The 26475-nt window shown below is 74.0% G+C and carries 20 protein-coding genes; 9 read left to right on the forward strand and 11 right to left on the reverse strand.

What is annotated here, in order from left to right:
* Nucleotides 1-107 precede the first annotated feature (107 nt).
* Complete coding sequence (locus ABZ484_RS24185; RefSeq protein WP_358868002.1) at nt 108-971, forward strand: hypothetical protein; 864 nt, start codon at nt 108-110, stop codon at nt 969-971.
* A 120-nt stretch (nt 972-1091) separates the two neighbouring features.
* Here ABZ484_RS24185 and ABZ484_RS24190 read toward each other — a convergent pair whose 3' ends face one another.
* The 4 genes from ABZ484_RS24190 to ABZ484_RS24205 form a co-directional block, all read right to left on the reverse strand.
* A complete protein-coding gene (locus ABZ484_RS24190) occupies nt 1092-1883 on the reverse strand; it encodes a DNA-formamidopyrimidine glycosylase family protein (protein ID WP_358868003.1) in 792 nt (263 codons plus the stop codon).
* Entirely contained in the window at nt 1876-3240 is a 1365-nt protein-coding gene (locus ABZ484_RS24195) for a DUF2254 domain-containing protein (protein ID WP_358868004.1), read from the reverse strand. The genes ABZ484_RS24190 and ABZ484_RS24195 overlap by 8 nt, the downstream gene beginning before the upstream one ends.
* A gap of 182 nt (nt 3241-3422) precedes the next feature.
* Nucleotides 3423-3896 (reverse strand): MarR family transcriptional regulator, encoded by a 474-nt coding sequence (locus tag ABZ484_RS24200; protein WP_358868005.1) that lies wholly within the window; start codon nt 3894-3896, stop codon nt 3423-3425.
* A gap of 96 nt (nt 3897-3992) precedes the next feature.
* Nucleotides 3993-4505, reverse strand: coding sequence for a PadR family transcriptional regulator (locus ABZ484_RS24205; protein WP_358868006.1), 513 nt, complete (start codon nt 4503-4505; stop codon nt 3993-3995).
* 100 nt (nt 4506-4605) lie between these two features.
* On the opposite strand from ABZ484_RS24205, the gene ABZ484_RS24210 reads away from it, so the two are divergent.
* The 3 genes from ABZ484_RS24210 to ABZ484_RS24220 all read left to right on the forward strand — a co-directional run bounded on the left by ABZ484_RS24210 (nt 4606) and on the right by ABZ484_RS24220 (nt 6583).
* Entirely contained in the window at nt 4606-5166 is a 561-nt protein-coding gene (locus tag ABZ484_RS24210; protein ID WP_358868007.1) for a hypothetical protein, read from the forward strand.
* A gap of 52 nt (nt 5167-5218) precedes the next feature.
* Nucleotides 5219-5776, forward strand: coding sequence for an SAM-dependent methyltransferase (locus tag ABZ484_RS24215; protein WP_358868008.1), 558 nt, complete (start codon nt 5219-5221; stop codon nt 5774-5776).
* Between the two features lie 177 nt (nt 5777-5953).
* On the forward strand, nt 5954-6583 hold the full coding sequence (locus ABZ484_RS24220) for a phosphatase PAP2 family protein (RefSeq protein WP_358868009.1): 630 nt from the start codon (nt 5954-5956) through the stop codon (nt 6581-6583).
* A 220-nt stretch (nt 6584-6803) separates the two neighbouring features.
* Here the strand turns inward: ABZ484_RS24220 and ABZ484_RS24225 are convergent, their stop codons facing one another.
* From ABZ484_RS24225 to ABZ484_RS24255, 7 genes are all read right to left on the reverse strand, one after another.
* Nucleotides 6804-11828: a DNA repair ATPase gene (locus ABZ484_RS24225; protein WP_358868010.1), complete on the reverse strand. Its 5025-nt coding sequence runs from the start codon at nt 11826-11828 to the stop codon at nt 6804-6806.
* A gap of 514 nt (nt 11829-12342) precedes the next feature.
* Nucleotides 12343-14385, reverse strand: a complete 2043-nt coding sequence (locus ABZ484_RS24230; protein WP_358868011.1) for an SPFH domain-containing protein — start codon at nt 14383-14385, stop codon at nt 12343-12345.
* A 370-nt stretch (nt 14386-14755) separates the two neighbouring features.
* Nucleotides 14756-15376 carry a LysE family translocator gene (locus ABZ484_RS24235; protein ID WP_358868012.1) on the reverse strand — a complete coding sequence of 207 codons (621 nt, stop codon included), beginning with the start codon at nt 15374-15376 and terminating at the stop codon, nt 14756-14758.
* A 51-nt stretch (nt 15377-15427) separates the two neighbouring features.
* Entirely contained in the window at nt 15428-15577 is a 150-nt protein-coding gene (locus ABZ484_RS24240; protein WP_358868013.1) for a hypothetical protein, read from the reverse strand.
* Between the two features lie 470 nt (nt 15578-16047).
* A complete protein-coding gene (locus ABZ484_RS24245; protein WP_358868033.1) occupies nt 16048-16779 on the reverse strand; it encodes a rod shape-determining protein in 732 nt (243 codons plus the stop codon).
* Between the two features lie 92 nt (nt 16780-16871).
* Nucleotides 16872-17261, reverse strand: a complete 390-nt coding sequence (locus ABZ484_RS24250) for a TraR/DksA C4-type zinc finger protein (RefSeq protein ID WP_358868014.1) — start codon at nt 17259-17261, stop codon at nt 16872-16874.
* A 77-nt stretch (nt 17262-17338) separates the two neighbouring features.
* On the reverse strand, nt 17339-17665 hold the full coding sequence (locus ABZ484_RS24255) for a TraR/DksA C4-type zinc finger protein (protein WP_358868015.1): 327 nt from the start codon (nt 17663-17665) through the stop codon (nt 17339-17341).
* Nucleotides 17666-17943: 278 nt separating this feature from the next.
* Between ABZ484_RS24255 and ABZ484_RS24260 the strand changes: the two genes are divergently transcribed.
* From ABZ484_RS24260 to ABZ484_RS24280, 5 genes are all read left to right on the forward strand, one after another.
* On the forward strand, nt 17944-19011 hold the full coding sequence (locus ABZ484_RS24260; protein ID WP_358868016.1) for a HAMP domain-containing sensor histidine kinase: 1068 nt from the start codon (nt 17944-17946) through the stop codon (nt 19009-19011).
* Between the two features lie 2 nt (nt 19012-19013).
* Nucleotides 19014-19679: a response regulator transcription factor gene (locus ABZ484_RS24265; protein ID WP_358868017.1), complete on the forward strand. Its 666-nt coding sequence runs from the start codon at nt 19014-19016 to the stop codon at nt 19677-19679.
* Nucleotides 19680-19732: 53 nt separating this feature from the next.
* Nucleotides 19733-20170 (forward strand): hypothetical protein, encoded by a 438-nt coding sequence (locus ABZ484_RS24270; RefSeq protein ID WP_358868018.1) that lies wholly within the window; start codon nt 19733-19735, stop codon nt 20168-20170.
* Between the two features lie 41 nt (nt 20171-20211).
* A complete protein-coding gene (secD, locus tag ABZ484_RS24275) occupies nt 20212-22545 on the forward strand; it encodes a protein translocase subunit SecD (protein WP_358868019.1) in 2334 nt (777 codons plus the stop codon).
* A 251-nt stretch (nt 22546-22796) separates the two neighbouring features.
* Complete coding sequence (locus ABZ484_RS24280) at nt 22797-26453, forward strand: nitrate reductase subunit alpha (protein ID WP_358868020.1); 3657 nt, start codon at nt 22797-22799, stop codon at nt 26451-26453.
* The last annotated feature ends 22 nt before the right edge of the window (nt 26454-26475 follow it).

Raw genomic sequence — 26475 nt, forward strand, 5'->3', positions numbered from 1 at the left:
CACGCCGGACGGATCGGACCCGCCGGACTGGAGCGGACACGGACATGGGTGAACGGATGAGCGGCGACGGAGGTCGGTACCGTCGGCGTACGCACCCTGGCGGCGCCGTGTCCGGCCCGCGGGGCGAGCAGGACACCGCCGCGCTCGAGACGGCGCTGGCCGCCGCCATCCGCGGCGGCGCACAGCTCGACCCCGAGGCCGAGCAGCGGGCCGTGGCCGCCTTCCGGGCCGCCCGCGACGCGGGCGCGCACCGGGCCCGCACCCGGCGCCGGGACGACTGGCGGCAGCCCGCGCAGCGGCGTGCCGGGCGCTCCCTGAAGACGACGTTCGGCGTGGTGTTCGCCAGCCTCACGCTGGGCGGGGTCGCGGTCGCGGCCATCGGTTCGGCCGGCTCGTCCACGCACGGTGCCGGGGACGGCCCGGGCACCGGCCGGCCGTCGGCCGCCCCGTCGTCGGCCGCCCGACCGTCGGCCGCCCAGCCGTCGGCCGTCCCTCCCGTCCGGCCGGACGGGCGGACCTCGTCGGCGTCCTCCGGCGGCGCCGGTCCGACGGACGGCCCGGCCCCCGCCCAGGACACCGAGGCCCACTGCCGCGCCTACGAGAACGTCGAGGACCGTGGCAGGGCGCTGGACGCGACGGCCTGGAAGCAGCTCGTCACGGCCGCAGGCGGGAAGGACAAGGTCGCCGCGTACTGCTCCGAGCAGCTGGCCCGGACGACGCCCGCACCGGGCGGGCCCGGCAGTGCCGGCAGTACGGCCGGTACGGTCGGCGGTGCTGCCGGTACCGGCGGTGTCGCCGCCGTGGGCGGAACCGGCGTCGGCAGCCGTGTGACGGAAAGCGCCGCGACGGCGGGCAGCGCCGCGACGGCGGGCAGCGCCGCGACGGCGGGCAGCGCCGCGACGGGCGGCGACCCCAGTGGCACGGGCAACGTGGCCGGGAACGGCGGGACGAGCGGCGGACTGCACAGGTAGCGGTGAGCACAGGCAGCGGCAGGCACAGGCGGAAGGCGCGAGGACCGTACCCCTGGCCGGGCTGCTCCAGGCACCCGAGAACAGCACCTGTCAGCACCTGAGACCGGCACCTGGGCGAACTCAGGTTCCGCCCGGCTGGCACCGCGGGCACCACACCGTGCCCCGGCCCGCGACGCGGGATCGGCGCAGGTGGGTGCCGCAGCGGGGGCAGACCGGGTCGGGGTCGTCGCGGCGGCCGGTGAGCCACGAGTCGCGCGGCGGGACGCAGCCGGCGGCGACCGTGGAGCGCAGGGTGCGGCGCATCTGGGTGTACAGGCGCCGGCGGTCGGCCTCGGTGAGGTCGTGGGCCGGGGTGTCGGGGCGCAGCCCGGCGCGCCACAGGATCTCGTCGGCGAGCAGATTGCCGAGCCCGGCGAGGACGGACTGGTCGGTGAGGGCGGACTTGAGACGTCCGCGGCGGGAGGAAAGCGCCGCCTCGAACTCCGCGCGGCCGACCGTCATCGCGTCGGGGCCCTGGCGCTCCAGCCGCCGGGCCACCTCGGCGTCGTCGCGGGCCAGCCACAGGCCCTGGAGTTTCCGCTGGTCGCGGTAGCGCAGCTGACGGCCGCCGGTCACGGTGAACAGCACGCGGTCGTGGGCCTCGGCCGGGTCCTCGGGACGGCAGCACACCAGCCGGCCGGTCATGCCGAAGTGCAGCATGAGGGTGGGGCCGCCGCCGGTGCGGGCCAGCAGCCACTTGCCGTGCCGCTCCGGCTCGGTGAACCGCCGGCCCTCCAGTGCCTCGCGCAGTCGCCGCGCGCCGAACCCGTGCAGCACGCCCGTGTCGCGCACCTCGACGCGCCGGACGACGCGCCCCTGCGCGCAGGACGCGAGCACCTCCCGGAACCCCTCGACGTCCGGCAGCTCAGGCACGGCGGCCGTCCTCGCGGCCCGGGTGCGGCCCGGCGGGCGGCGGCGCGGCGGCCGTCGTCGTCAGGAGACGGGCGCCCAGTTCGCGTACGGCGGCACGGTCGGCGGGCCGGGCGATCCGGGACTCCGCGTCGGCCAGGACGAGCCGGGCCTGGTCGGCCACGGCGGCCCGGCGGCGGGTGTCGGTGACCGACGCGGCGGCCGTGGCCAGCAGGCGCAGCAGGGCCAGGCACACGGCGGGTTCGGCGGCGCCGTAGCGGCGGATCTGGCCGCAGGCGAGGTCGAGGCAGTCGGCGAACGCGGGACCGGCGGCGGCCACCCTGACCACGCCGGTCCGGTCGGCCCGGACGTCGTCGCCGAGCGTGCGCCCGCCGAGCATGGCGAGGAGCGCGGAGAGCCGGTCGAGCACCTGGACGCCGGTGTAGGGGTCGTTGACCGCGGGCGACAGGGCCCGCAGCGCGATGTCGACGAGCTGGCGGATGCCGAACATCACGTCCTGCTGCAGGGTGCGCTCCGGGCCGATCTGCACGGCGTGGTGGAGGGCACGGGCCAGCGCGGGGGCGTTCCCCGGCGGGCCGCCCCGGCGCGACCAGGCCAGCGCCAGGGGCGCCGTACCGGCCACGACGTGGTCGCCGACCCTGGGGACGACGACCACCACGGCGTCCTGGCCCGCCGCGGTCCGCAGGAGCGGTCCGGGCAGGACCGTCTGGACGTAGCCGGAGCGCCGGGCGGGCAGTGCGAGCGCCTCGGGCGGCGGGACGGGGCCGGTGCGGTCGACCCCGGGGGACTTCGGCGTGTAGTCCCGTGCGGTGCGGACGGCCGCCTCCACGACCGAGTTCACGATCGTGTCGATCTTGATCGAGTGCACGATGTGGTGGATGAAGAAGACCAGCATCCCGAGGCTGAGGAAGGCCAGCGCGATCGACCCGGAGACGGCGAGCCGGGGGACGTCCGCGCCCGCGGTGGCGCGGACGGTGTAGAGGCCGGCGGTGCTGTAGGCGAACGTGGCGACGAAGGTGGCGAGCACCACCTGGTTGGGGCGGTCGCGCAGGAAGTTGCGCAGCAGCCGGGGGGAGAACTGGGTCGAGGCCAGCTGGAGCGTGACGATCGTCAGGCCCAGGACCAGCGCGATCACGGTCACGATGGTGGAGGCGATCGTGATCAGCACCTGGCGGGCGTCGTCCGCGGTTCCGGGGAAGGCGAGCGGGTACCAGACCGACTCCGGCGGGATCCGCACCTCCGACAGCAGGCTCCCCGCCAGCAGGGCCAGCGCGGCGGCCGTCCCCGGCAGCACCCACAGCGCACCGCGCAGGTACTCCCCGGCCGCCGCGGCCCGCGCACCACGCCGCACCCGCCGCATCTCCGCCCGCCTCCCGCCTGCCGCCCGCCGCCGACCGGCCGCCTCCGACCGACCGCCGCCTCTGTCGGCAGGCTTCCCCCGCGCGGCGCCCGTCCGCGTGAGCGGGCCCGCACCTCCACCGGACGGACTACACCTCCGCCGGACGGACCAGTCGTGCGCTGCGCCGGGGTGGACCGGCCGGTTCAGTCGTCGGCGCCCGCGTGGGCCGCCGTGAGCTGCTCGGCGGCCTCCCGGTAGGCCTGGGCGGCGCGGTCGAAGTAGTCGAAGAGGATGTCGAGCTGCTCGGATGTGTAGCCGTCCAGGATCCGGCCGATCCGCTGCCGTGCGGGGGCCGTCACGTGGTCGAGGTCGGCGGGCGTGGCGACCGGCTCGACGATGACCTTGCGCCTGTCCCTGCCGTCGGGGACGCGGCGGACGTAGCCCGCCCGCTCCAGCCGGTCGACCAGGCGGGTGGTCGGCCCGGTCGTCAGGCCCGCGCGGGCGCCCAGCCCGCCCGGGGACAGCGGCCCGGACAGCCGCAGGATGTTCAGCGCGTACAGGTCGGTCGCGCCGAGCCCGCAGGCCCTGGCGCTCGCCTGGCCGTGCAGCATCACGGCACTCAGATAGCGGCGGTAGGCCGCCTCACTCGCGTCGGATCGCTGCGGCGGCGTTGACACTGGCTCACCCACTCCATGATCTCTTCTCCGGCGCGCCCGGCGAAGAGGCACCTGCTGAACACCTGCTGCCACGACACTTCTTACCCGCGACCGCCCCTACTCGATCAGGCCGGACGCCCACTGGGCCCATTCGCGGCGCATCGCGTTGAACCTCAGGCCGTACTCCAGGACCATCCGGCCGTAGACCGACAGATTGCCGTCCTCCCAGTCGATGGAGTCCATCAGGCCGCGCAGGTCCTCGCACGCCTGGTCGGACAGGTCGACCAGCTCGATCAGATAGCCCCGCGCCTGCTCCGGCGACAGGACGCCGAGGAAGAACACCCGCAGCATCATGTCGCTGCGCACGGCGCGCTGCGGCGTGGTTTCGGTCAGCCAGTGCCGCAGCTCGGCCATCCCCTCGTCGGTGAGGGCGTACTCCTTGCGGCCCCGCGGCCCCTCGGCCGTCACCGCGATCAGTCCGGTGTCCGCCAGCTTGGTCAGCTCCGTGTAGATCTGGCTCTGGGTGGCCGGCCAGACGTTGGCCAGCGACGTCTCGAACAGTTTCAGCAGGTCGTAGCCGCTGGCGGGGCGCTCCGAGAGCAGGCCGAGCAGCGCGTGTCGAAGGCTCATGCCCTCACTGTACATTCCAGTATTGACATGTCACTAGCCGACGTTCTACTTTCGACATGTCAGATCAGAGCCCGGCGAGAAACGCCGAAACGGAGACCTCATGTCGTACCTGCGCACCTTCCTCCCGTGGATCGTCTTCGCCGTGCTGCCCTCCGGAAGCTGGCAGTGGGCCGCGCTGGCCGCCCTGGTGGTCGCGGTGGCGGTGATCGGTCAGCAGGTACGGGCCGGCGTCGGCCTCGACGCGCTGATCATCGAACTGGGCTCGGCGGTCTTCTTCGCCGTCCTGGCCGTGGTCGCCTTCGCCGACCCCCACTCGGGCGTGCACGACTACTCCGCCGCCCTCTCCTCGGGCACGCTGGCGGTCATAGCCGGAATCTCGCTGGCCGTCGGGCGGCCGTTCACGCTGGGCATCGCCAAGCGCACCACCCCGCGCGAGGTCTGGGGGCTGAAGCCGTTCATCCGGACCAACGTCGTCATCACCGCCGTGTGGACCGCCGCGTTCGCCCTGACCGCCCTCGTACTCGCCTTCGTCGCGCACGCCGGGCACGGCCACTCGGTCTCCGCCGTCGTCATCCAGATCGCCGGCTTCGTGGTCCCGATGGTCTTCACCATCCGCTACGTCGCCCACGTCCAGGCCAAGGCCGGTCAGCTCGCCCGGTGAACCGGGCCGGGATCTTTGTCGACCCGAACCGACCCGACGAAAGGCACGACAGATGTCCGAGAACTCCCAGGAGTCAGAGAACCTCGAGAACCCGGAGAACACGAAGAACGCCGCGAACCTCGAGAACACCGAGGACGGCTCCCCGGCCGGGGTGGTCTCGCATCCGGTGGGCCGTGTGATCGGCGGGCGAAAGGAGGTCCGCGACGACGACTGGGGCGCCGTGGAGGCAGTGATCCGCCTGGACGCGGACCGCTTCGGCCCGGAGGCGCTGGCCGGCCTGGACGGCTTCTCCCACCTGGAGGTCGTCTACCACTTCGACCGGGTCCCGGCGGAGCGGATCGAGACCGGTGCCCGCCATCCGCGGGGCAACACCGACTGGCCGTTGGTCGGCATCTTCGCCCAGCGCGGCAAGAACCGGCCCAACCGCATCGGCGTCTCCCGCTGCCGCCTGCTCACGGTGGACGGCCTGGACGTGCACGTGCGCGGCCTGGACGCGGTCGACGGCACCCCCGTGCTCGACATCAAGCCCTACATGTCCGAGTTCGGCCCCCAGGACGGCCCCACCACCCAGCCCGCCTGGGCCACCGACATCATGCGCCACTACTACTGAGGCAGGCCCCCTTACCCGAAGCCCGCTAAGCAACCCGATCTCCGGCTGCTAACGTCTACCCATCTGTAGACGTTCACCCATCGGACAATCCGACGTCACGAGGATTCCACCTCTGCGTCGCCGAGCGTTCGTCCAAGCGCTCGTCCGCACGGAGCAACCGGCCCGGAGATCCACCTGATGACGACTTCCTCCCCGACCGCCCTGGCGCTCGACGGCGCGGCCATCGACGGCGGCCTCTACACCGACGTCACCGACTTCGCCCGCCACACGCACTGGCTGAACGGAACGGCGGAGGCCTACTCCTCCGTAGGCATGGGAGTGTTCGTGGTCCTCCTGCTCGCCGCCTGGTGGGGCGCCCGGCGGCAGGGCAACTCGGTCATGGCCGCCGTGCTGGCGACGCCGTTCGCCGTGGTCGTCGCCTACGCGGTCAACAGCGGGATCAAGGACGTCTTCCAGGAGCCGCGCCCCTGCCGGGCCCTCCCTCACGACTTCCTCATCGAGGCCTGTCCTCCGGTGGACGACTACGCCTTCCCCAGCAACCACACCACGGTCGCCTTCGCGTTCGCGATCGCGCTGCTGATCGTCAGCCGGTGGCTCGGCTCCATCGCCCTGCTGGCGGCCGTGGCGATGGGCGCCTCGCGGGTGTACGTCGGCGCTCATTACCCGCACGACGTCGCCGCGGGCGCCTTCGTGGGCAGCGTCGTCTCGCTGATCGTCGTCCTGCTGGCCTTCCGGTTCTGCACGCCCCTGGTTCAGCGGCTGCGCGGCGGGGCACTGCGCCCGCTCCTCGCCGCGCAGCCGTCCTGACGGACCCCGCCCGGGCCCCGTCGGCCCCTCGGACTCCCTGGATTCCCCGCCTTCCCCGCCTTCCCCGGATACCCCGGGCCCGCCGAACCCCCCGGACCGCCGGTGTACGCCCGTGCACACCGGCGGTCCCGGCGTATCAGCACACGGGTGCAGACGGCCACGATCAGCGCCGCGGCCGTGAGGGGGACCAGGAAGGGCGTCATCGCGGTCACCGCCGCCATCACCACTCCTCCCTCGGGTCGGACGCGGACTTCTCCCTCGGGTCGGGCGCGCGCCCCGTCCGGTGGGCGACGGCGGCCGTGAGGGCGGACTCGATGGCCGCCATGCGGTCGGCGAGCAGCGCCAGGGCGGCGGTCGCGCGGGTCAGGGGCTCCTCGGCGGGGCCGCCGAGGTCCCGGGCGCGGACGTGGGCGGCCTTCACCTCGGTCCAGCGCCGGGCCCGGTCGGGGGTGAGGGTGCCGCGCAGCTCGGCCAGTTTCAGGAGGTTGGCCTCGGCTCCGCCGCTCAGGGTCTGGGCCTCCGCGGTGAAGTGGTCGTCGAGCACGGCGGCGAGCTCGGCGTCGTTCATGACCGGCCGGATCCGCTGGGCGATCTTGTTCAGGGTGCGGTAGGACCCCTGGAGCCGGAACGGCGGCTCGGTGCGCGTGGCGTCGGACCGGGCGGCGGAGGCGATGTAGGCGGCGTTGACCGTGAGGACCGTCTCGCGCGCGGTGAGCAGATGACGCAGCACGGAGACGACCTGGTCCAGCTCGGCGGGGGCGTAGGGGTGGGTGAGGCGGTCCGCGCGGGCCGTGGGGTCGCCGTCCGCCAGGCGGAGCAGCAGGTCCAGGTCGGCGCGGTCGCGCCCGGCCAGCGGGGCGAGGACCGGGTTCGCGGTGAGCGCGTTCTCCAGGAAGCTGAGCGCGAAGACGTCCTCCTTGCCGGTGAGGACGTCGCCGAGGTTCCACACGTCGGCGCGGTTGGCGAGCATGTCGGGTACGCGGAAGCGGTCCCCGGACTCGGTGTAGGGGTTGCCGGTCATGCAGACCGCGAAGCGCTTGCCGCGCAGGTCGTAGGTGCGCGGCTCGCCGTCCCACACGCCGTCCACGCGCCGGGTGGCGTCGCACAGCGGGATGAACTTCTGGAGCAGCTCCGGCGAGGTGTGCTGGATGTCGTCCAGGTGCAGGAGGGTGTTGTTGCCCGCCGCCAGCGCGAAGTTGATCTTCTCCACCTCCTGGCGGGCGGTGGCGTTCGGCGCCTCGGCCGGGTCGAGCGAGGTGACGACGTGACCCAGGGCCGGTCCGCTGACCCGCACCATCATCAGACCGAGGCGGTCGGCGACGTACTCCATCAGCGTCGTCTTGCCGTAGCCGGGCGGCGAGACGAGCAGCAGCAGGCCTCCGGTGTCGGTGCGCCTGCCCTCTCCCGCCGTGCCGAGCTGGCGGGCCAGGCTGTCGCCGACCAGCGGGAGGTAGACCTCGTCGATCAGCCGGTTGCGGACGAAGGCCGCCATGGAGCGCGGGCGATGCTCGTCCAGGCGCAGCCGCGCGCGTTCGGCGGCCACCAGGGCGGTACGGCGCCGCTGGTGGGCGCGGAAGGCGGGTACGTCGCGCTCCGCGAACCGCTTCGTCCGGGCCAGGAACTCGTCGACGCGGAGCACCAGGGTGCGGCCGGTGAGGCGCGGGTGGCTGCCCAGCAGCCCCTCGGCCACGGTCACCACCGGGACGTCGGACTCACGGCGGGTCAGGCCGGGGCAGAGCTCCGCGGCCACCGCCTCGGCCAGGTCGCCCGCGGTGACGTCCGCGCCGGTGGCGTCGGCGTAGGCGGTCAGCCACGCCCCGGCCAGCTGCCGGCGCGCGGCGAGCTCGTCGAGCGCGGCCAGATCCTCCTCGTACGCCGAACCGCCCACCGTACGGCGGAACTTGTCGAGCAGCGTGCGGGCGCCGGCACTGATGACGAACCCCTCGGGCCCGGTCGTCAGCTCCTCGAAGAGATACGCCGCCGCGGCCGCCGCGAGCTCCTCGGCTCCCGCCGGTGCGCCGGCCTCCGCCGGTGCCTCCGCCGGTGCGTCGGCCTCCATCGCCGTCGGCAGGTCGCCGCCGGCGGTGGCCCACCACTGCCCGATCGCCCCCGACAGCTCCGCCTCCAGCTCGGCCACCGCCGTCGCGGCCGCCGGCCCGAAGGTGTCACGGGCCCGGGCCAGGGAGACCGCCCGTCGGGTCCAGGTGCTGCGGGCGGTGGGCGTGATGCCGTGGGACCAGAAGAGCTGGGCGGCGGCGCGTGCGGCGGGCTCGTGACGGAGCACGCCGGCCCGCTCGTACAGGGGCAGCAGGACGGTGAGGATCACGGTGGCGTCGTGGTCGTGGACCCCGCGCTCGTAGCCCTCGTCGTACGCCTGAGCGGCCGCGCCGCGCACCAGGGCGGGCAGGTCGTCGGCCGCCGCCAGGGCGGCCGGGCCGTGCTCGCGCAGCAGCCGGGCGGCCAGGTGCTCGGCGCGGTACACGTCGGGGGACTCCGAGGGCAGCTGCCGGTCCCAGTGGGCGCGGGTCGCGAGGAAGTCCGGGTCGGTGACCGGACGGCGGTAGTCGGTGCCGGTCAGCGCGAAGGCGAGGCCGTCGCCGTCCGGGACCAGGGTGAGGTCCAGGGGCTGGGTGGTGACCGCGAAACGGTGGGCGCCGAGGCGGATGGTGCGCCCGCCGTCGGCGTACAGGTCGGTGCGGTCGCGCAGCGCGCGGGCCGCCTCCTGCCGGGCGGCCTTCAGCCGGCCGTCCAGCTCCTCGGCCCGCACCGGGTCGCCGAGTCCGCGCAGCTCCTCGGCGCTGCGCCGGACCTTGGCGACCATCGGATCGGAGGCGAAGTAGGTGCTGACGGCCTCGGCGTCCGCGAGCGTGGCCGCCCGCCGGGCGACCGTCAGAAGGATCCGGGCGGCGGCGCCGGCCAGCTGCTCGGCGCGTCGGGCGCGGGCGTCCAGGAGGGCCTGCCTGCGGGCGGAGAAGGCGTCGTGGACCTCGGTGCGCCGGGCGGCCAGCTCGCCGAGGAAGTCGTCGAACTCCGCGAACCTCGACTCCAGGTTCTCCAGCCTGACCAGCGCGCCCGCGAGCTGCTCGTCGCACGCCTCGGGGGTGTCGGCGGCGGCGAGCGCGCCGGTCACCGCCTGCCCGAGCAGCGCGAACTCCGCGGCGAACTCGGCGCGCCCCTCCCGTTCGCCCAGCTCGCGGCGGCGGGCGTCGAGCAGGGCGCGGGCGCGGTTGACGCCGCCCAGTACCTCGGCGATCCGTTCCAGGACGCCGGTGCGCACGGTGGCGTCGGCGATGTCGAGCCCGGTGACGACCTCGGTGACCGTGCGCAGCGCCTCGGTCAGTTCGTCGAGGCGGGCTCCGACCGGCCCGGCCTCGGCCGCGCTCGCGATGGACTCGGCGTCCGCGACGAGCCGTTCGACGTCCCGGTGGTGCTCGGCGAAGGCGTCCTCGCGGGCCAGATGGGCGACGGCACGCCTGCCGAACGCGGCGAGGTCCGTCTCGGCCCGGGCGGCGATCTCGTCGATGCGGGCGGTGTCGGCGTACCGCATCTCCTTCAGGGTCAGCAGGTGCCCCTGGGCCTGCCGCAGTTCGGTCAGTCCGCCCACCCAGGCGGCGGCCCCGCGCGGAGCCTCACCGCGCAGCCGGCGCACCACCGCCGCGAGCCGCTCCGCGGCCTCCTCCAGCGCCTCGGCGGCCCTTCGGGTCAGGTCCTGCACGGTCCTGAACTCGGCGAGCACCTGCTCCGCCGTCGCCCGTACGGCCTCCAGCGGGGTCCGCAGGTCCCCCAGCTCGGCCTCGCCCAGCCAGTGGTGGGTGTCGGCGGCGCGCACGCACGCGGCGGCCAGCGCCTCGTACACCTCCACCGTCGGCGTCGTCTCGGCGACCGCGCGGCTGATCGACAGGCAGTCGGAGATGCCGCGCACCAGGTCGGCGTTGCCGACCCGGGCCAGCGGACCGGTGCCCGCGCCGGCGGCGGCGTGGGTGTCGGAGACGTACGGGGAGGTCCACAACTGGACCGGGTGGACGCGGGCGGGCTCCCCGGCCGCGCCCGCCGCATCGGCGCGCAGCGCCAGCAGCGCGCCGTCGTCGAACAGGGCCCAGCCGTGGCAGGTCAGCGGGTTCGCGACCTCCTCGCGGATGGTGTTGTAGGACAGCAGCAGGGCGCGTGACCGGCCGCGCGCGTGGAAGGCGTACAGGACGTCCTCGCCGTAAGGCGAGCGCACCTCGCGCTCGAACTCCAGGCCCGCGACGTCGAGTTCGTACGTCTTGTGCGCCCCGGTGGCCAGGCAGTAGCCGCCCGCGAAGACGATGCCCTGGTCCTCGGGGAGGCGGCGGCAGCCCTGCCCGATGCCGTCGAGGCGGACCACCGCCCTGGTGAGCGTGTTGAACACCAGGTAGCGGTCGGCGTCCTCCTTGTACGGGCGGATCCGCAGCAGGATCAGCGCGCCCACCCGCGCGTGCGCGACGACGGCGTCGGCGAGCGCCTGCAACGGCTCCTCGACCGGCTCGCTGTGGATGCCCTCGCCGGTCTCGGTGTCGTCCTCCGTCTTGATCGTGAGGGCGCCGCCGACGGTGGAGACGTACAGCTCACCGCGCACCCGGACGTGCGGGTGCCGGCCCAGGACGTGGTCCTCCCGGGTGGCCTCGGTCCACACGAAGTCGTGGACGGGCGGCAGCGCGTGGTCGCGTTCGCCGCGCGCGTCCACGAAGACGGCGGACCGCCCGTCGCCGGTCAGGTCCCAGCGCAGCGCCCGGATGTCGTCGGCCTTCTCCCCGGTGCGGAAGACGGCCAGCAGCCGTCCCTCCACGCGGTGCAGGCGCAGCAGGCGGGCCTGCCGGTAGTAGCGGTGCAGGGCCGCGAACTCCCGTACGAACGACGGGTCGTCGAGCAGGCCGGGGACGGCGTCCTCGGGCAGCCGGTTCAGGTCTCGGTCGTACAGCGCGAGGACGTCGCCGACCTCCGGTTCGGGCCGGCCGCCGGCCGCCGGGCCCGCGCTGTGGCAGCCGAACAGCAGCCGGTCGCCGACGGCGACGACGTCCCCGGGCACGCTCGGGTGCTCGGTGCGCAGCCGGCCGGTGCCGGTGAGGTCGAGCCGGGTGGCGCCGAACTCCCCGGCCCTGCGGGCGTTCAGCGCCTCGGCGCCGCGCGCGAGGTCGGCGGCCTGAGCGGTGAGCCGGTCGCGCAGCACCTCGTACGTACCGCTGTCCACCGCGTCGTACGAACCCGTCTCCAGGGCGGTTGCCATGGATGATGCGTCCCTTCGAAAGGAGGTGAGGGCCTGCGGCCGCGAGCCCGGGGCGGAAGCCTCGGAGCCGACGCCCCGACCCGGAGGCCTGACCGAAGGCCAGGCCCGGGACCCGGCCGACGGTCCGGGCGAGGTCCGGCCGAAGCCCAGGGCCGGGGTCCGGCCGACGGTCCGGGCTGAGAGCCCGGAGTCCAGGGGCCGGGGCTGGCCGAGGGGGGGCCAGGGCCGACGACCGAGCCCGGAAGCCCGACCGAAGGCCCGGCCCGGGATCCGACCCAAGGCCCGCGCCAAGAACCCCGAGCCGAGAACCCGAGGCCCAGACCCACGACCCGACCCGGAAACCCGACCCAAAGCCCGGCCCCGGATCCGACCGACGGCCCGGACCAAGAACCCGGAGCCGAGGGGTCGGGCCCCGCAGCCTGGATGCCGGAGCCCGGACCCCGCAGCCTGCGCGCCGCAGCCCGGGTGCCGGAGTTGCCGTCCCCTGTTCGGCAGCTCCGGCGGCCCTCGGCCGTCAGACCCTGGCGGTGCCGTTGGCGGTGGTGAGCGCGGTCAGCGGGGTGTCGGCCAGGCCCAGCTCGGCCGCGCGCTCCAGGAGCTGCCGGAACTGCCCGGCGTTCGCGCCGCCCGACTTCATCAGCTTCATCAGCAGCGCCGAGACCGTCAGGTCGCGCACATCGGCCGTGGAGACCGAGCCGAGGATCCGGCTCAGGTCGTCGGTGAGGCTCGCCGAGCCGTCCAGGTAGGGCCCCGCGAGGGCCTGCGCGGTGCCGGAGTGCTCGACGAACCCGTCGACGCCCTTGCCCAGCGAGATCGCGGAGACCAGCCGGTCGAAGAAGACCGACTCGCCACCGACGATGTCGATGTCGGCGTTCTCCAGCCCGGTCGCCAGGACGGTCGCCTGCGCCTCGGCCACCTGGCGCTGCACCTCCAGACCGGCGAGGCGGATCTCCTTCTCGGCCTGGAGCCGCAGCCGGTACTCCTCGTGCCCGCGCGAGGCCTCGTCCAGGGCGGCCATCGCCGCCGCCTTCTCGGTCAGGCCGGCCGCCTCCGCCTTCAGCTTCTCGCCGATCGCGGTGGCCTCGGCGAGCGCCTTGGCCTGGGCCCCCTCGGCCTCGGCCCGCAGCCGGGCCTGAGTCGCCTCGGCCTCCGCACGGCCGGCCTTCTCGATGACCTCGGCCTCCTTGTCGCGGACCTGCACGGCGGCCAGCCCCTCGGCGGCGGCCTCCGCCTGGACGCCCTCGGCCAGCCGCAGCCTGGCCCGCGCGTCGAGGTCGGCGGTCTTCAACCGGGCCTCGGCGAGGGTGAGTTCCTCGGCGGCGCGGTGGGTGGCCGCCTGCTCGGCTGCCTCGGCGGCCTTGATGTCCTTGACCAGCTTCTCCTGCGCCTCGGCCTCGGCGGCGATGATCACGGCCTGCCGCTCGCGCTCCGCCTGCTCCACGGCGCGCAGCTTCTTGATGGACTCCTCCTGCTCGGCGACCGTACGGTCCACGGCCACCCGCTCGCGCACGACCTCGGCGATCTCCCGCTTCTCCGCCTCCACCTCCTTGTCGGCGGAGATCTTCGTCAGCTGCGTCTCCCGCTCCCGGGCGATGACCTCCAGCAGCCGGTCCTTCTCGATGCGCTCGTTCTCCACGGCGATGACCCGCTCGCGGTTCTTCGCGGCGACGGCGACCTCACGGGCCTGGTTCTCGCGCTGCACCCCGAGCTGCTCCTCGGTGCGCAGGAAGGCGCTCTGCGAGCGCAGCCGCTCCTCCTCCACCACACGGGCCGTCTCGGCCTCCTCGCGGGCCCGGGAGGTCTCGATCTCCCGCCGCTGCTTGATCTCGGCGTCCGCCTGCCGGCGCTCCAGCTCCAGGATGGCCTCGCGTGCGTCGACGTTCTGCCGGGTGATCTCCTTCTCCTCGTTGCGCTGCGCCTCGTTGGTGCGCACGTGCTCGACCGCCGTCAGCTCGGTGATCTTGCGGATGCCCTGCGCGTCGAGGACGTTGGCCGGGTCGAGCTGGGAGAGCGGCGTCTGCTCCAGGTAGTCGATCGCCGCGTCCTCCAGGTGGTAGCCGTTGAGGTCGACGCCGATCAACTCGATGATGTGGAAGCGGAGTTCCTCACGCTTGGTGTACAGGTCGGTGAAGTCCATCTGCTTGCCGACGGTCTTCAGCGCCTCGGAGAACTTCGCGTGGAACAGCGTCTGGAGCGTGTCCTGGTGGCTGGCACGCTCGGTGCCGACGGACTGCGCGACCTTGATGACGTCCTCGACGGTCTTGTTGACCTTCACGAAGAACGAGATGCGGATGTCGGCGCGGATGTTGTCCCGGCAGATCAGCCCGTCCCGCCCGGAGCGGCTGATCTCGATGGTCTTCACCGAGATGTCCATCACCTCGGCCCTGTGCAGCACGGGCAGCACGACCTGCCCGGTGAAGGACACGTCGACCTTCCGCGTCCTGGAGACGATCAGCGCCCTTCCCTGGTCCACCTTGCGGTACAGCCGGGAGAAGAGGAACAGCGCGAGCAGAACGAGGATCAGGCAGGCAGCGGCGAGCGCGCCGATGACATCCATGGTGTACGTCCTTGACGGTACGGAAGAGAAGGCGGGTGGGCGCGCTGCACCGAGCGTGCCGGCGGCCGCGGGGCCGCGATCGTGGTTCCCCCTCTCCCCCGTACGGGCCTCCGGACCGGCCCGGCCCCTGCCGGGACCCGGCACCGGAGGCCCCCGTAGTGCTCCCCACCGCCATGATGCCCAGCCACGACCGCCCCGCGCATTGCCGGTTCCCGGCAGTCTTCCCCCCACCCTCGATGCCAGCGCCGCGCCAAGAAAACGTCAGCGGGCCGTCAGGATCGCGGCATCCGGCTTGACGCGGTGGGGCGGTGGGGCGGTGGGGCGGTGAACGCGAGGGCGTCCCCGTACGACCGCGCCTCCGGGTCCGGGCTCAGGGCTGGGAGGTGGCGACCTTGACGCCGAACCCGATCAGCACGGCCCCTGTGACGCGGTCCATGGTGCGGCGCACGGCGGGCTTCTCGAAGAAGGCGCGGGCCTTGGCCAGGACCAGGACGTAGCCGCCGAGCCAGACCAGGGTCAGGGCCGCGTGGACGAGGATCAGCAGAGTCATCCCGAGGTGCGGCGAGAGGCCGGACGGCGCGAGCGTGGGCAGCAGGCCGGTGTAGAAGACCGCGATCTTCGGATTGAACAGGTTGCCGACCAGCCCGGTGCGCCACGGGTTGCCGGACGGGGAGGGGGCGCTCGCCGCCGGGACCTCCGGGCGGCCGCGCCGGCTGTGCAGCAGCGCCTGGACACCCAGGACGCCGAGGTAGACGGCGCCGGCGAGCTTGACGACCGTGTAGGCCGTGGCGGACGCCGCCAGGACGGCGGCCAGGCCGGCCACGGTGAGCACGCCCCAGATGAGCAGTCCCGCCGTGATGCCCCCGACCGTGCGCAGGCCGTCACGCCATCCGGACGCGAGGGCGCGCTTGGTCACCACCGCCATGTCCGGCCCCGGAACCATGGTGAGGACGGCGAGTACACCGGTGGCCGCGAGAAGCTGGACGAACATGGGCCCAGTCTCGCACCCGGGCTCGCCTCGCCCGTCCCCGGTCCTCGCGCGTCACTGCGGTGTCGTCCAGCGTGGCGCCGTCCCGGACCAGGCCGTGGCCCAGGCGGCGATGTTGCGGCGGTGCAGGGCGAGGGCGACGGTCGCGTAGGCGGCGGAGCCGAGGCCGATGACGGACAGGGCGGCGAGGATCGCCCATCCCATGGTGCGGCTGCGGACCTGATCAGGGGTCAGCGGCGGGCCGTGGATGCCGCCGTGTGCGTCGGCCCAGACGTGGACGGTGCTGCCCGCCCGCAGGCCGGGCGGGACGTCCGTGGTCGCGTTGCGGGTCCGTCCGCCGACGTCCGTGAAGCGGACCTCGGTCGGGTAGCGGGTGTTCCTCTCCTCGGCCGAGCCCGGCTCGGGATGGCGCGGGGCGTCGTGGACGAGGACGGCGGTGGTGTGCCGCCGGGTCTGTGTGTGCCGTTCGGCGGTGTCGGTGTAGTGGCGGTGAGCGGCGTCGGCCGCGAGGTACGCGGCGGCGGGCGCGGCGGCCAGGACCGTCGGCAGCAGGACGAGGCCGAGCCAGGCCCGGAACAGGTCGGTGCGGCGGCGCAGCGGGTTGCGCCGCAGTCGCCACGGCGTGATGGCTGTCCTCCGTTCGTCGGCCCGTGGTGGGGGGGACGGGGGTGCGGTCAGTGGGGGCGTGCGGGTGGGACGGGGGCGGTGAGCGACGGGTGGGTGTGAGCGGCGTGGAGGAGGGCGGCGGCGCCGCGGACGGCGGCGGTGTGCGGCGCCGCCACGGCCTTCAGGGGTGCGTGCAGCCGGCCGGTGAGGTGGTAGGTGATCTCCGGGCGCAGGGCGCCGCCGCCCGCCAGCAGCGGGCCCCGGTGCAGCGCGTCGAGGGTGAGCGACGTACGGTCCTGCCGCAGCATCGCGGTCACCATGCCGGCCACCGCCTCACTGATCTGCACCGAGGGAACGGTGTCCAGGTCGGTGGTGCCGAGCGCGGTGCGGCGCGCGTCGACGACGGCGCCGTCCGACAGCAGCACCACCTCCGTGAGATGCGCGCCGATGTCGATGACGAGCAGCGGCCGGGACAGGTCCGCGCCCGCGCCCAGCGCGACCGCCCGGGCGCCGGGAACGGTCAGCACGCTGCGCGGCCGCAGCACCTCCACGGCCGTACGGGCCTCGGCGCGGTAGGCGACGCCGTCCAGCACGGGGGCGGTCACCACGATCAGCGGGCGGGTGAAGCGGGGCAGGCGGTGGCCGAGCAGACGGTCCAGCATCCGGGCGGTGCCCGGGGTGTCGACGATGGCGCCGCGCTGGATCGGGTACACCGCGCCGGCGCCGGGGAAGGTCACCGTGGGGACGTCCAGGACCAGGCCCCGGCCGCTGATCCACGCGCGGGTACGGGCGCTGCCCATGTCGAGGGCGACCCCGCAGCACTGCCGGCACAGCGGCCACGGCCGGTGGCGCACGGCGGCGCCGGCCGGATCACGGGGACGGCGGGTCGTGCTCACCGGCCGGCCTCCCTGACCTGCTGGCAGCGCGCGCAGTAGCGGGCCTGCGGCACGATCTCCAGCCGTTCCCGCGCGATCGGGCGCCGGCACAGGTGGCAGTGACCGTAGCTGCCGTCGTCCATGCGGGCGAGGGCCGCCTCGACGTCGGCGAGGACCATCCGGGCGGAGGCCGCCAGTTTGACGCTGACCTCGACCTGCGAGGCGGCCTGCCGCTGGAGCAGGGCCTCGGCGCGGGCGGGCGCGGCGGCCGTGATCTCCCGCAGCTGCTCCTGCCGGAACAGGCGCTGCTCACGCAGGTTCTCGCGGAGCGCGGCGAGGTCCTCGGGCGTCAGGTCCACGGGCGTCGGATGTGGGTCGCGGGCGTCGATGATCTGGTGGTTCACCACTTCACCCCTCGGGGCAGGGCGGGAGACGAGTGACGGCAACGGCGGGCGTACGACGTAGGACGGGTGCCGGACCGCGGTCAGGCGGGCCGGCGCAGGCAGGAGACGCAGTGGCTCGTGTACGGGAGGATCTCCAGGCGTTCCGCGGGGACCGGCTTGGAGCAGCCCCGGCAGATCCCGTAGGTGCCGTCCTCGATCCGGGCGAAGGCCTCGTCGATCTCCTTGAGCACCCTCTCGATGGCCTCCCTCTGCGCGGACATGAGATGGTCGTCCGCCGTCTGCCCGGTCGCGGTGAGGGCCTGCAACTGGACCAGCCGGGTGCCGCGGGCGTGCTCGAGACGCTGCCGGGCCTCGTGAGCGGTCGGACGCGGCGGGCGGGGTTGGGTCCGGGCGGCGTCGAGCGACATGGCGGAGTTCCTTTCGGTGCGGCCTGTGGCCTGTGCCTCCACCCTGGTCGCACGGGCGGTCGAATCCCATCGGGTCCAGACCCCATTTGCGGGAGGTCCGAGGACCCACTCCGTACGGAATGGGTAGGCCGTACCCCGTCGAATGGGCGCCATGACCCATCGACCTCACCGGCCGGAACGGGCAGGCTCGACCGGGAACAGGGCCCGCGACTCGTCCGGCTGCGAGATGCCCGACAGTGGAGGCAGACAGGCCGCGTCATGTGAGGAGGAGCAACCCGGTGTCCCTGTTCTGGCGGATCTTCGGGCTCAATGCCGTGGTGCTGGGTACGGCGACCGCGCTGCTGCTGTGGGCCCCGGTGACCGTGTCCGTCCCGGTGGTGCTCACCGAGGCGGTCATCCTGGTGGGCGGCCTGGTCGTGATGCTGGTCGCCAACGGCGCGCTGCTGCGCTGGGGCCTGGCCCCGCTGGACCGGCTGACCAGGCTGATGACCACCGTCGACCTGCTGCGCCCCGGCCAGCGGCTCCCGGTGGACGGCGGCGGCGAGGTCACCGAGCTGATCCGCACGTTCAACGCCATGCTCGACCGGCTGGAGCACGAGCGGGCCACCAGCAGCGCCCGCGTGCTGCTCGCCCAGGAGGCCGAGCGGCGCCGTATCGCCCAGGAACTGCACGACGAGGTGGGACAGAGCATGACCGCGGTCCTGCTGGCGCTCAAGCGGGCCGCGGACCAGGCCGAGGCCCCGCTGCGGGGCGAACTGCACCAGGTGCAGGAGATCACCCGGGAGAGCCTGGACGAGGTCCGCCGGCTGGTGCGCAGGCTGCGGCCCGGCGTTCTGGACGACCTCGGCCTGGTCAGCGCGCTGACGTCGCTCACCTCCGACTTCGCCACCCACACCGGGCTCAAGGTGGTGCGCCGCTTCGAGGCCGACCTGCCCGCCCTGGAGCCGGAGACGGAGCTCGTCCTCTACCGCGTCGCCCAGGAGGGCCTGACCAACGCCGCCCGCCACGCGGACGCCGAACGCGTCGAGGTCGCCCTCACGCACGGCGACGGCGCCGTGGTGCTGGACATCACCGACGACGGCCGGGGCATCAAGGCGGCGTGCGAGGGCGCCGGCATCCGCGGCATGCGCGAGCGGGCCCTGCTCATCGGGGGCGCCCTGGACATCACCGACGCCCCCGCCCCCGCCACCGGCACCGGCACCGGCTCCGGCACCAGTACCGGCGTCGGCTCCGGCTCCGGCTCCGGCTCCGGTGGCCGCTCTCCCGGCACCCGCGTCCGGCTGACCGCCCCCGTCGCCCCGTCCGTCGCCGCACCCCTCCCCAGCAACCCCAGGAAGCACCCCTGACCATGGCCGACCACGCCCCGACCACGATCCGCATCCTGCTCGCCGACGACCACGCGCTGGTACGCCGCGGAGTCCGGCTCATCCTCGACCAGGAACCGGACCTGGAGGTGGTCGCCGAGGCCGGTGACGGCGCGGAGGCCATCGAGATGGCCCGCACCCACGACGTCGACCTCGCCGTCCTGGACATCGCGATGCCCCGCCTGACCGGCCTCCAGGCCGCCCGCGAACTGGCCGCCCTCAAGCCGGACCTGCGGGTGCTGATGCTCACCATGCACGACAACGAGCAGTACTTCTTCCAGGCGCTGAAGGCCGGAGCCTCCGGTTACGTGCTGAAGTCCGTCGCGGACCGCGATCTGGTCGCCGCGTGCCGGGCCGCGATGCGCGACGAGCCGTTCCTCTACCCCGGCGCCGTCACCGCGCTCATCCGCAACTACCTCGACCGCGTCCGCCACGGCGAGGAGACCCCCGACCAGGTGCTGACACCCCGTGAGGAGGAGGTCCTCAAGCTGGTGGCCGAGGGGCACTCCTCCAAGGAGATCGCCGAGATCCTCTTCATCAGCGTCAAGACCGTCCAGCGCCACCGCGCCAACCTGCTCCAGAAGCTGGGCCTGCGCGACCGTCTGGAGCTCACCCGGTACGCCATCCGCGCCGGCCTGGTCGAGCCCTGACGACCCCGACCACGACACCAGCCACGACCGGGCCCACGAGAGGGGGGCGGTGCATGCGCCGGGCGCCACGCGCCGCCACCCCTGGGGCGCTCACCCTGCTCACGGCCGTACTGCTCACGCTGCTGGGCCTGCTCACCGGATTCCACGCCGCCCCGGTCGCGGCCGGACAGCCCGAGGCACCCCCGGCCGGCCACCACGCCACCGCACCCCACACCCCACCCCACCCCGGCCACCACGCCACCGCACCCGACACCCCGCCCCACGCCGGCCACCAGTGCCCCGACGCCTGCACCGTCCAGGCCGCCGCCCGCCACGAACTCCACGGCGAGCGCCCCGCCCCGCCGGGCCACCTCGCCATCGCCCCCGACGCCACCGCGGCCCCCGTGCCCGCCCCCGCGCGGACACCGCCGCCCCGCACACCCGCCCCCGCCTCGCCCGGCCATCCGGTCCCCGACCGCGGACGGGCCCCGCCCGCACCCTCCGGCACCTGACCCCCCTCACTCCCCGATCCCTCAGGCCGCCGGAGGCCCCGTTGATCCGTTCCAACCGGGTGAGGGCGCTGTTCGCCCTCGCCGTCATCGCCGTATCCGTGTACATCGCCGTGACCGTGCCCGTCCGACTCGGACTGGACCTGCGCGGCGGCACCCAGATCGTTCTCGAGACCCGCTCCACCCCGACCACCAAGGCCGACCGCGCGGCCACCGACCGCACCCTGGAGGTGCTGCGCGGCCGTGTCGACGCGCTCGGCGTCGCCGAGCCGACCCTCGTCCGCTCCGGCGCCCACCGCATCATCGTCGAACTGCCCGGCGTGCAGGACCCGAAGCAGGCCGCCGACGTGCTGGGCCGCACCGCCCAGCTGTCCTTCCACCCGGTGCTCGGTGCGGCCGACGCCGGGACACCCGCACCCGCCGAGTCCGGGGAGCGTGTGCTGCCCGACGAGTCCGGGCAGCGGCTGCGCCTGGGGGCGTCCGCCATGACCGGGAAGGACGTCAAGGGCGCCGACGCCCGGTTCGACCAGGAGACCGGCGCCGGCTGGCACGTCACCGTCGACTTCGACCGCACGGGCCGCGGCCGCTGGGCTCAACTGACCGCCGACGCCGCCTGCCGTCCGGTCGGCGACCCCACGCGCCGGGTCGCGATCGTGCTGGACGACCGGATCATCTCCGCGCCGCAGGTCGATCCGTCGGTCGCCTGCGGAACGGGCATCGCGGGCGGCTCCACGCAGATCACCGGCTCGTTCAGCGACAGTGAGGCCCGCGAGCTGGCCCTGCTGATCAACGGCGGCGCCCTGCCGGTGCCGGTCGAGACGGTCGAACAGCACACCGTCGGCCCCACCCTGGGCGCCCGTGCCATCACGGCCAGCGCCTGGGCCGCGGTCGTCGGCACCGCCCTGACCGCGTTGTTCATCATCGTGGTCTACCGGCTCATGGGCGCCCTCGCGGTCGTGGCGCTGCTCGCCTACGGACTGATCTCCTACGCCGCGCTGGCCGCGCTCGGGGCCACCCTGACCCTGCCGGGGCTGGCCGGCTTCGTGCTGGCGATCGGCATGGCGGTGGACGCCAACGTGCTCGTCTTCGAACGCGCCCGCGAGGAGCACGCCTCCCGCCGGCGGCCCAGCGCGCGCTCGGCGCTGACCGCCGGTTTCCGCAACGCGTTCAGCGCGATCGCCGACTCCAACATCACCACGCTGATCGCCGCCGGCCTGCTGTTCCTCCTCGCCTCAGGGCCGGTGCGCGGCTTCGGCGTCACCCTCGGCATCGGCGTCGTCGCCTCCATGATCAGCGCCCTGGTGGTCACCCGGGTGCTCGCCGACTTCGCCGCCTCCCGTCCGTGGGTGCGCCGGCGTCCCCGCGTCACCGGACTCGCCACCGCCGGCCGAGTGCGCGAGGCGCTGGTGCGCCGCGACCCGCGGCCGATGCGCCGGCCGCGCCGCTGGCTGGCGGCCTCCGCCGTCGTGCTCGTGCTCGCCGCGTCGGGCATCGCGGTGCGCGGCCTGGAGTTCGGGATCGAGTTCACGGGCGGCCGACTGATCGCGTACGAGACCCCGCAGGCCGTGGATCCCGAGCGGGCCCGCGACGCGCTCGCCGACGCGGGACTCCCGCACGCGGTGGTCCAGTCCGCCGGCGACACGGGGCTCACCGTACGCACCGGGCAACTGACCGACGCCCAGGTGGACACGGTCACGCGGACCATCGGCGCCCTCGGCGAGGGCGACGGGGACGGCGGGGACGGAGCGAAGAACGGGGACGGCGCGGAGACGACCAAGGTGCGCGACGAGCTGATCGGCCCGAGCCTGGGCGAGGAGCTGCGGCGCAACGCCCTGATCGCCCTCGGGGTGGCCCTCGGCGCCCAGCTGCTCTATCTCGCCGCCCGCTTCCGCTGGCTGTTCGGCACGGCCGCGGTCGCCGCCCTCGCCCATGACGTGGTGATCCTGGTCGGCGTCTTCGCTTGGCTCGGCAAGCCGCTGGACGGGGTGTTCCTCGCCGCCCTGCTGACCGTGATCGGCTACTCGGTCAACGACTCCGTCGTGGTCTTCGACCGCATCCGGGAACTGCTCCGGCGCGACCGCAAGACGCCGCTGTCGCAGATCACCGACCGGGCGATCGTGCAGACCCTGCCCCGCACGGTGAACACGGGGATGGGCGCGGTGCTGATCCTGGCCTCGCTGGCCGTGCTCGGCGGGGAGTCGCTGACCGACTTCGCGCTCGCGCTGCTCATCGGCCTCGCGGTCGGCACGTACTCGTCGGTCTTCACCGCCGCTCCGGTCGCCGTCACGCTCCACGGCCACCGGCGCGGCGACCGTCGCACGCCACGGCCACCGGCGCGCCGCGCCGCCCCGCCCCGCGCCGCGTCGCGCCGGGGCTGAGCGTCACCGCCCGCAGGAACCATTCATCTAGGTGTCACCACCAAATATTGCAAAGGGCAAGAAAAGCTCCGTACAGCCACTTCCCAACTCAGCGTAGTTCTGCGAACACAGAGCGCTCCGACAGGTGACGCTGACCGTAAGCGGAACGCCGGTCGGGCGGGGCCAAGCCCCCCGGACCGGCGTGCTGTGCCGAGTTCGAAAGGGATGTGAGGGCAGTGGGACGGCGCGGAGCCCGGCGAGAAGCGGAGCGTTTGGCGGCGGTGGCCGCCGACCAGTTGCTGCGGGCCGGGCGGATACTGCGCCGCTCTCCCACGACCCCCGACCTGCGGGCTGTCCTGCGCACCGACCAGGCCGTCAACGACGCGCCGTACCGGGAGCGCTGGGCGCACGACAAGGTGGTCCGCTCCACCCACGGCGTGAACTGCACCGGCTCCTGCTCGTGGAAGGTGTACGTCAAGGACGGGCTGATCACCTGGGAGACCCAGGAGACCGACTATCCGTCGACCGGGCCGGACCGGCCCGAGTACGAACCGCGCGGCTGCCCGCGCGGGGCGTCCTTCTCCTGGTACACGTACTCGCCGACCCGCGTGCGCCACCCGCACGTGCGGGGGGTACTGCTCGAGATGTACCGCGAGGCCCGCGCCCGGCTCGGCGATCCCGTGGCCGCGTGGGCCGACGTCACGGGCGATCCGGAGAAGCGGCGCCGGTACCAGCGGGCGCGCGGCAAGGGCGGGCTGGTGCGGGTCGGCTGGGACGAGGCGCTGGAGATCGCGGCCGCCGCCCATGTGCACACCATCGCCGCTTACGGCCCGGACCGGGTCGCCGGCTTCTCGCCGATCCCCGCCATGTCGATGGCCTCGCACGCGGTGGGCGCCCGGTTCATGTCGCTGATCGGCGCGCCGATGGTGTCGTTCTACGACTGGTACGCCGACCTGCCGATCGCCTCCCCGCAGGTCTTCGGCGACCAGACGGACGTACCGGAGTCCGGGGACTGGTGGGACGCGGCGTATCTGATGGTGTGGGGCTCGAACGTGCCCGTGACGCGCACCCCGGACGCGCACTGGATGACCGAGGCCCGCTACCGGGGGCAGAAGGTCGTCGTGGTCAGCCCGGACTACGCGGACGCCACCAAGTTCGCCGACGAGTGGCTGCATCCGCACCCCGGGACCGACGGCGCGCTGGCGATGGCGATGGGGCATGTGATCCTTACCGAGTTCTTCGTGCGCCGCCGGGTGCCGTACTTCACGGACTACGTGCGGAAGTTCACCGACCTGCCGTTCCTGGTCGAGCTGGAGGAGCACCAAGGCGGCTGGGTGCCGGGCAAGTTCGTCACCGCGGCGGCCCTCGGGCTCGGCGAGGACGCGGAGGGGGACGAGGCACGGTGGAAGCCGGTGCTGCTCGACGCGGTCTCCGGGCGTCCCGTCGTGCCCAACGGCACCCTCGGCGACCGCTGGTCCAAACTCGGCGAGGGACGCTGGAACCTGGACCTGGGCGACATCGAGCCCGAGCTGACCTTCCACCGCCCCGGCGGCGGGGACAGCGCGCCCGTACGGCTGCCGCGCTTCGACGGCGGGGAGCCGCTCACCCGCTCCGTGCCGGTGCGCGAGGTGGGCGGGCGGCGGGTGACCACCGTCTTCGACCTGCTGCTCGCCCAGTACGGCGTCGGCCGCGAGGGGCTGCCGGGCGAATGGCCCGAGAACTACGACGACGCCTCCCAGCCGCACACCCCGGCCTGGCAGGAGGCGATCACGTCCGTGCCGGCCGCCGCCGTGGTGCGGTTGGCGCGCGAGTTCGCGCACACCGCGGAGAAGTCCCACGGCCGCTGCATGATCATCATGGGGGCGGGCACCAACCACTGGTTCCACTCCGACACCGTCTACCGCTCCTTCCTCACCCTGCTGCTGCTCACCGGCTGCCAGGGCGTGAGCGGCGGCGGCTGGGCGCACTACGTCGGCCAGGAGAAGGTCCGGCCCTACACCGGCTGGCAGCAGCTCCAGTCCGCCGCCGACTGGGTACGTCCCTCCCGGCAGGTCGCGGGCACCCCGTACTGGTACCTGCACACCGGCCAGTGGCGCTACGACGCCCACCCGGCCGACGCGCTCGCCGCGCCCACCGGCAAGGGCCTGTTCGCCGGACGCCACACCGCCGATCTCGTGGCGCAGTCGGTGCGGCTGGGCTGGATGCCGTCCGCGCCCATGTTCACCGCCAACCCGCTCACGCTCGGCCGCCGGGTCCACGAGAGCGGGCACGAACCCGGCGAGTGGGTGGCCGCCCGGCTGGCGGCGGGGGAGCTGTCGTTCGCGTGCGAGGACCCGGACGCCCCCGGGAACTGGCCCCGGGTGCTCACCGTGTGGCGGGCCAACCTGATCGGCTCCTCGGCGAAGGGCAACGAGTTCTTCCTGCGCCATCTGCTCGGCGCGAGCGACAACGCGCACGCCGCCGAGGCCCCGCCCGAGACCCGCCCGAAGGACGTCACCTGGCACGACGACGCCCCGCGCGGCAAGCTCGACCTCCTGCTCGCCCTGGACTTCCGGATGACCTCGACCACGCTGATGGCCGACCTCGTCCTCCCGGCCGCCACCTGGTACGAGAAGCACGACCTGTCCAGCACGGACATGCACCCCTACGTGCACGCCTTCTCACCCGCGATCATCCCGCCCTGGCAGGCCCGCACCGACTTCGAGATCTTCCACTGCCTCGCCCGCAGGTTCAGCGAGCTCGCCGCGGGCCGGCTGGACGTGGCGTACGACCTGGTGGCCACGCCCCAGCAGCACGACACCCCGGGCGAGACCGCGCAGCCCGGCGGCACGGTCCCCGACTGGCGCGACGGCGGGCACCCGCCCGTGCCCGGCCGCAATCTTCCGCGGTTCACCGTCGTCGAACGCGACTACACGGCCGTCGCCGACCGGCTGGCCGCGCTCGGCCCGCTCTGCGAGGAGCAGGGGATGACCGTGAAGGGCGTCACCGTCAGGCCGGGACCCGAGGTGCGCCGGCTCGCCGCCCGCTGCGGCACGGCGGCCGGCCCCGGCCCGGCGCACGGCCGTCCGCTCCTCGACACCGACGTGAAGCTGTGCGAGGCGATCCTCGCCCTGTCCGGCACCACCAACGGGCGTATCGCGGCGGAGGGTTTCGAGCGGCTGGCCGAACGCTGCGGCCCGGTCGCCGGGTTCGAGAGGCTCGCCGAGTCCGTGCGCGAGCGCCGGGTGGTGTTCTCCGACACCCAGGACCGGCCCGTCCAGGTCGGCACCAGCCACGAGTGGTCGGGCAAGGAGTCCCCCGACCGGCGCTACGCCCCCTTCACGATCAACACCGAGCACCTCAAGCCCTGGCACACCCTCACCGGACGGCAGCACTTCTACCTGGACCACGACTGGATGGCCGAACTGGGGGAGCAACTGCCCGTCTACCGGCCCCCGCTGGACCTGACGGCGGACGCCGTGCCCGGCGAGCGGGAGGTGAGCGTCCGCTATCTCACCCCGCACTCGAAGTGGTCCATCCACTCCGAGTACCAGGAGAACCTGCTCATGCAGACCCTGGCCCGCGGCGGCCCGGTGATCTGGATGTCCGTCGCCGACGCCGAGGCGGTCGGGGCCGCCGACAACGACTGGGTGGAGGCCGTCAACCCGCATGGTGTGGTCGTCGCCCGGGCGATCGTCTCCCACCGCATCCCGCCCGGCACGGTGCTCATGTACCACGTGCAGGAACGCCTGGTGAACGTGCCCCGCAGCGAGGCCACCGGGCGGCGCGGCGGCGTCCACAACGCCCTCACCCGCATCCTCGTCAAGCCCACCCACCTCATCGGCGGCTACGCCCAGCTCTCCTTCGCCCCCAACTACTACGGCCCCACCGGCAACCAGCGCGACGCCCGCACCGTGATCCGCCGCCGCGCCCAGGAGGTGCAGTACTGAAGTGCCCCGCGCACCCCACACC

This window comes from Streptomyces sp. NPDC006393 (genome assembly GCF_040628575.1).
GTDB lineage: Bacteria > Actinomycetota > Actinomycetes > Streptomycetales > Streptomycetaceae > Streptomyces.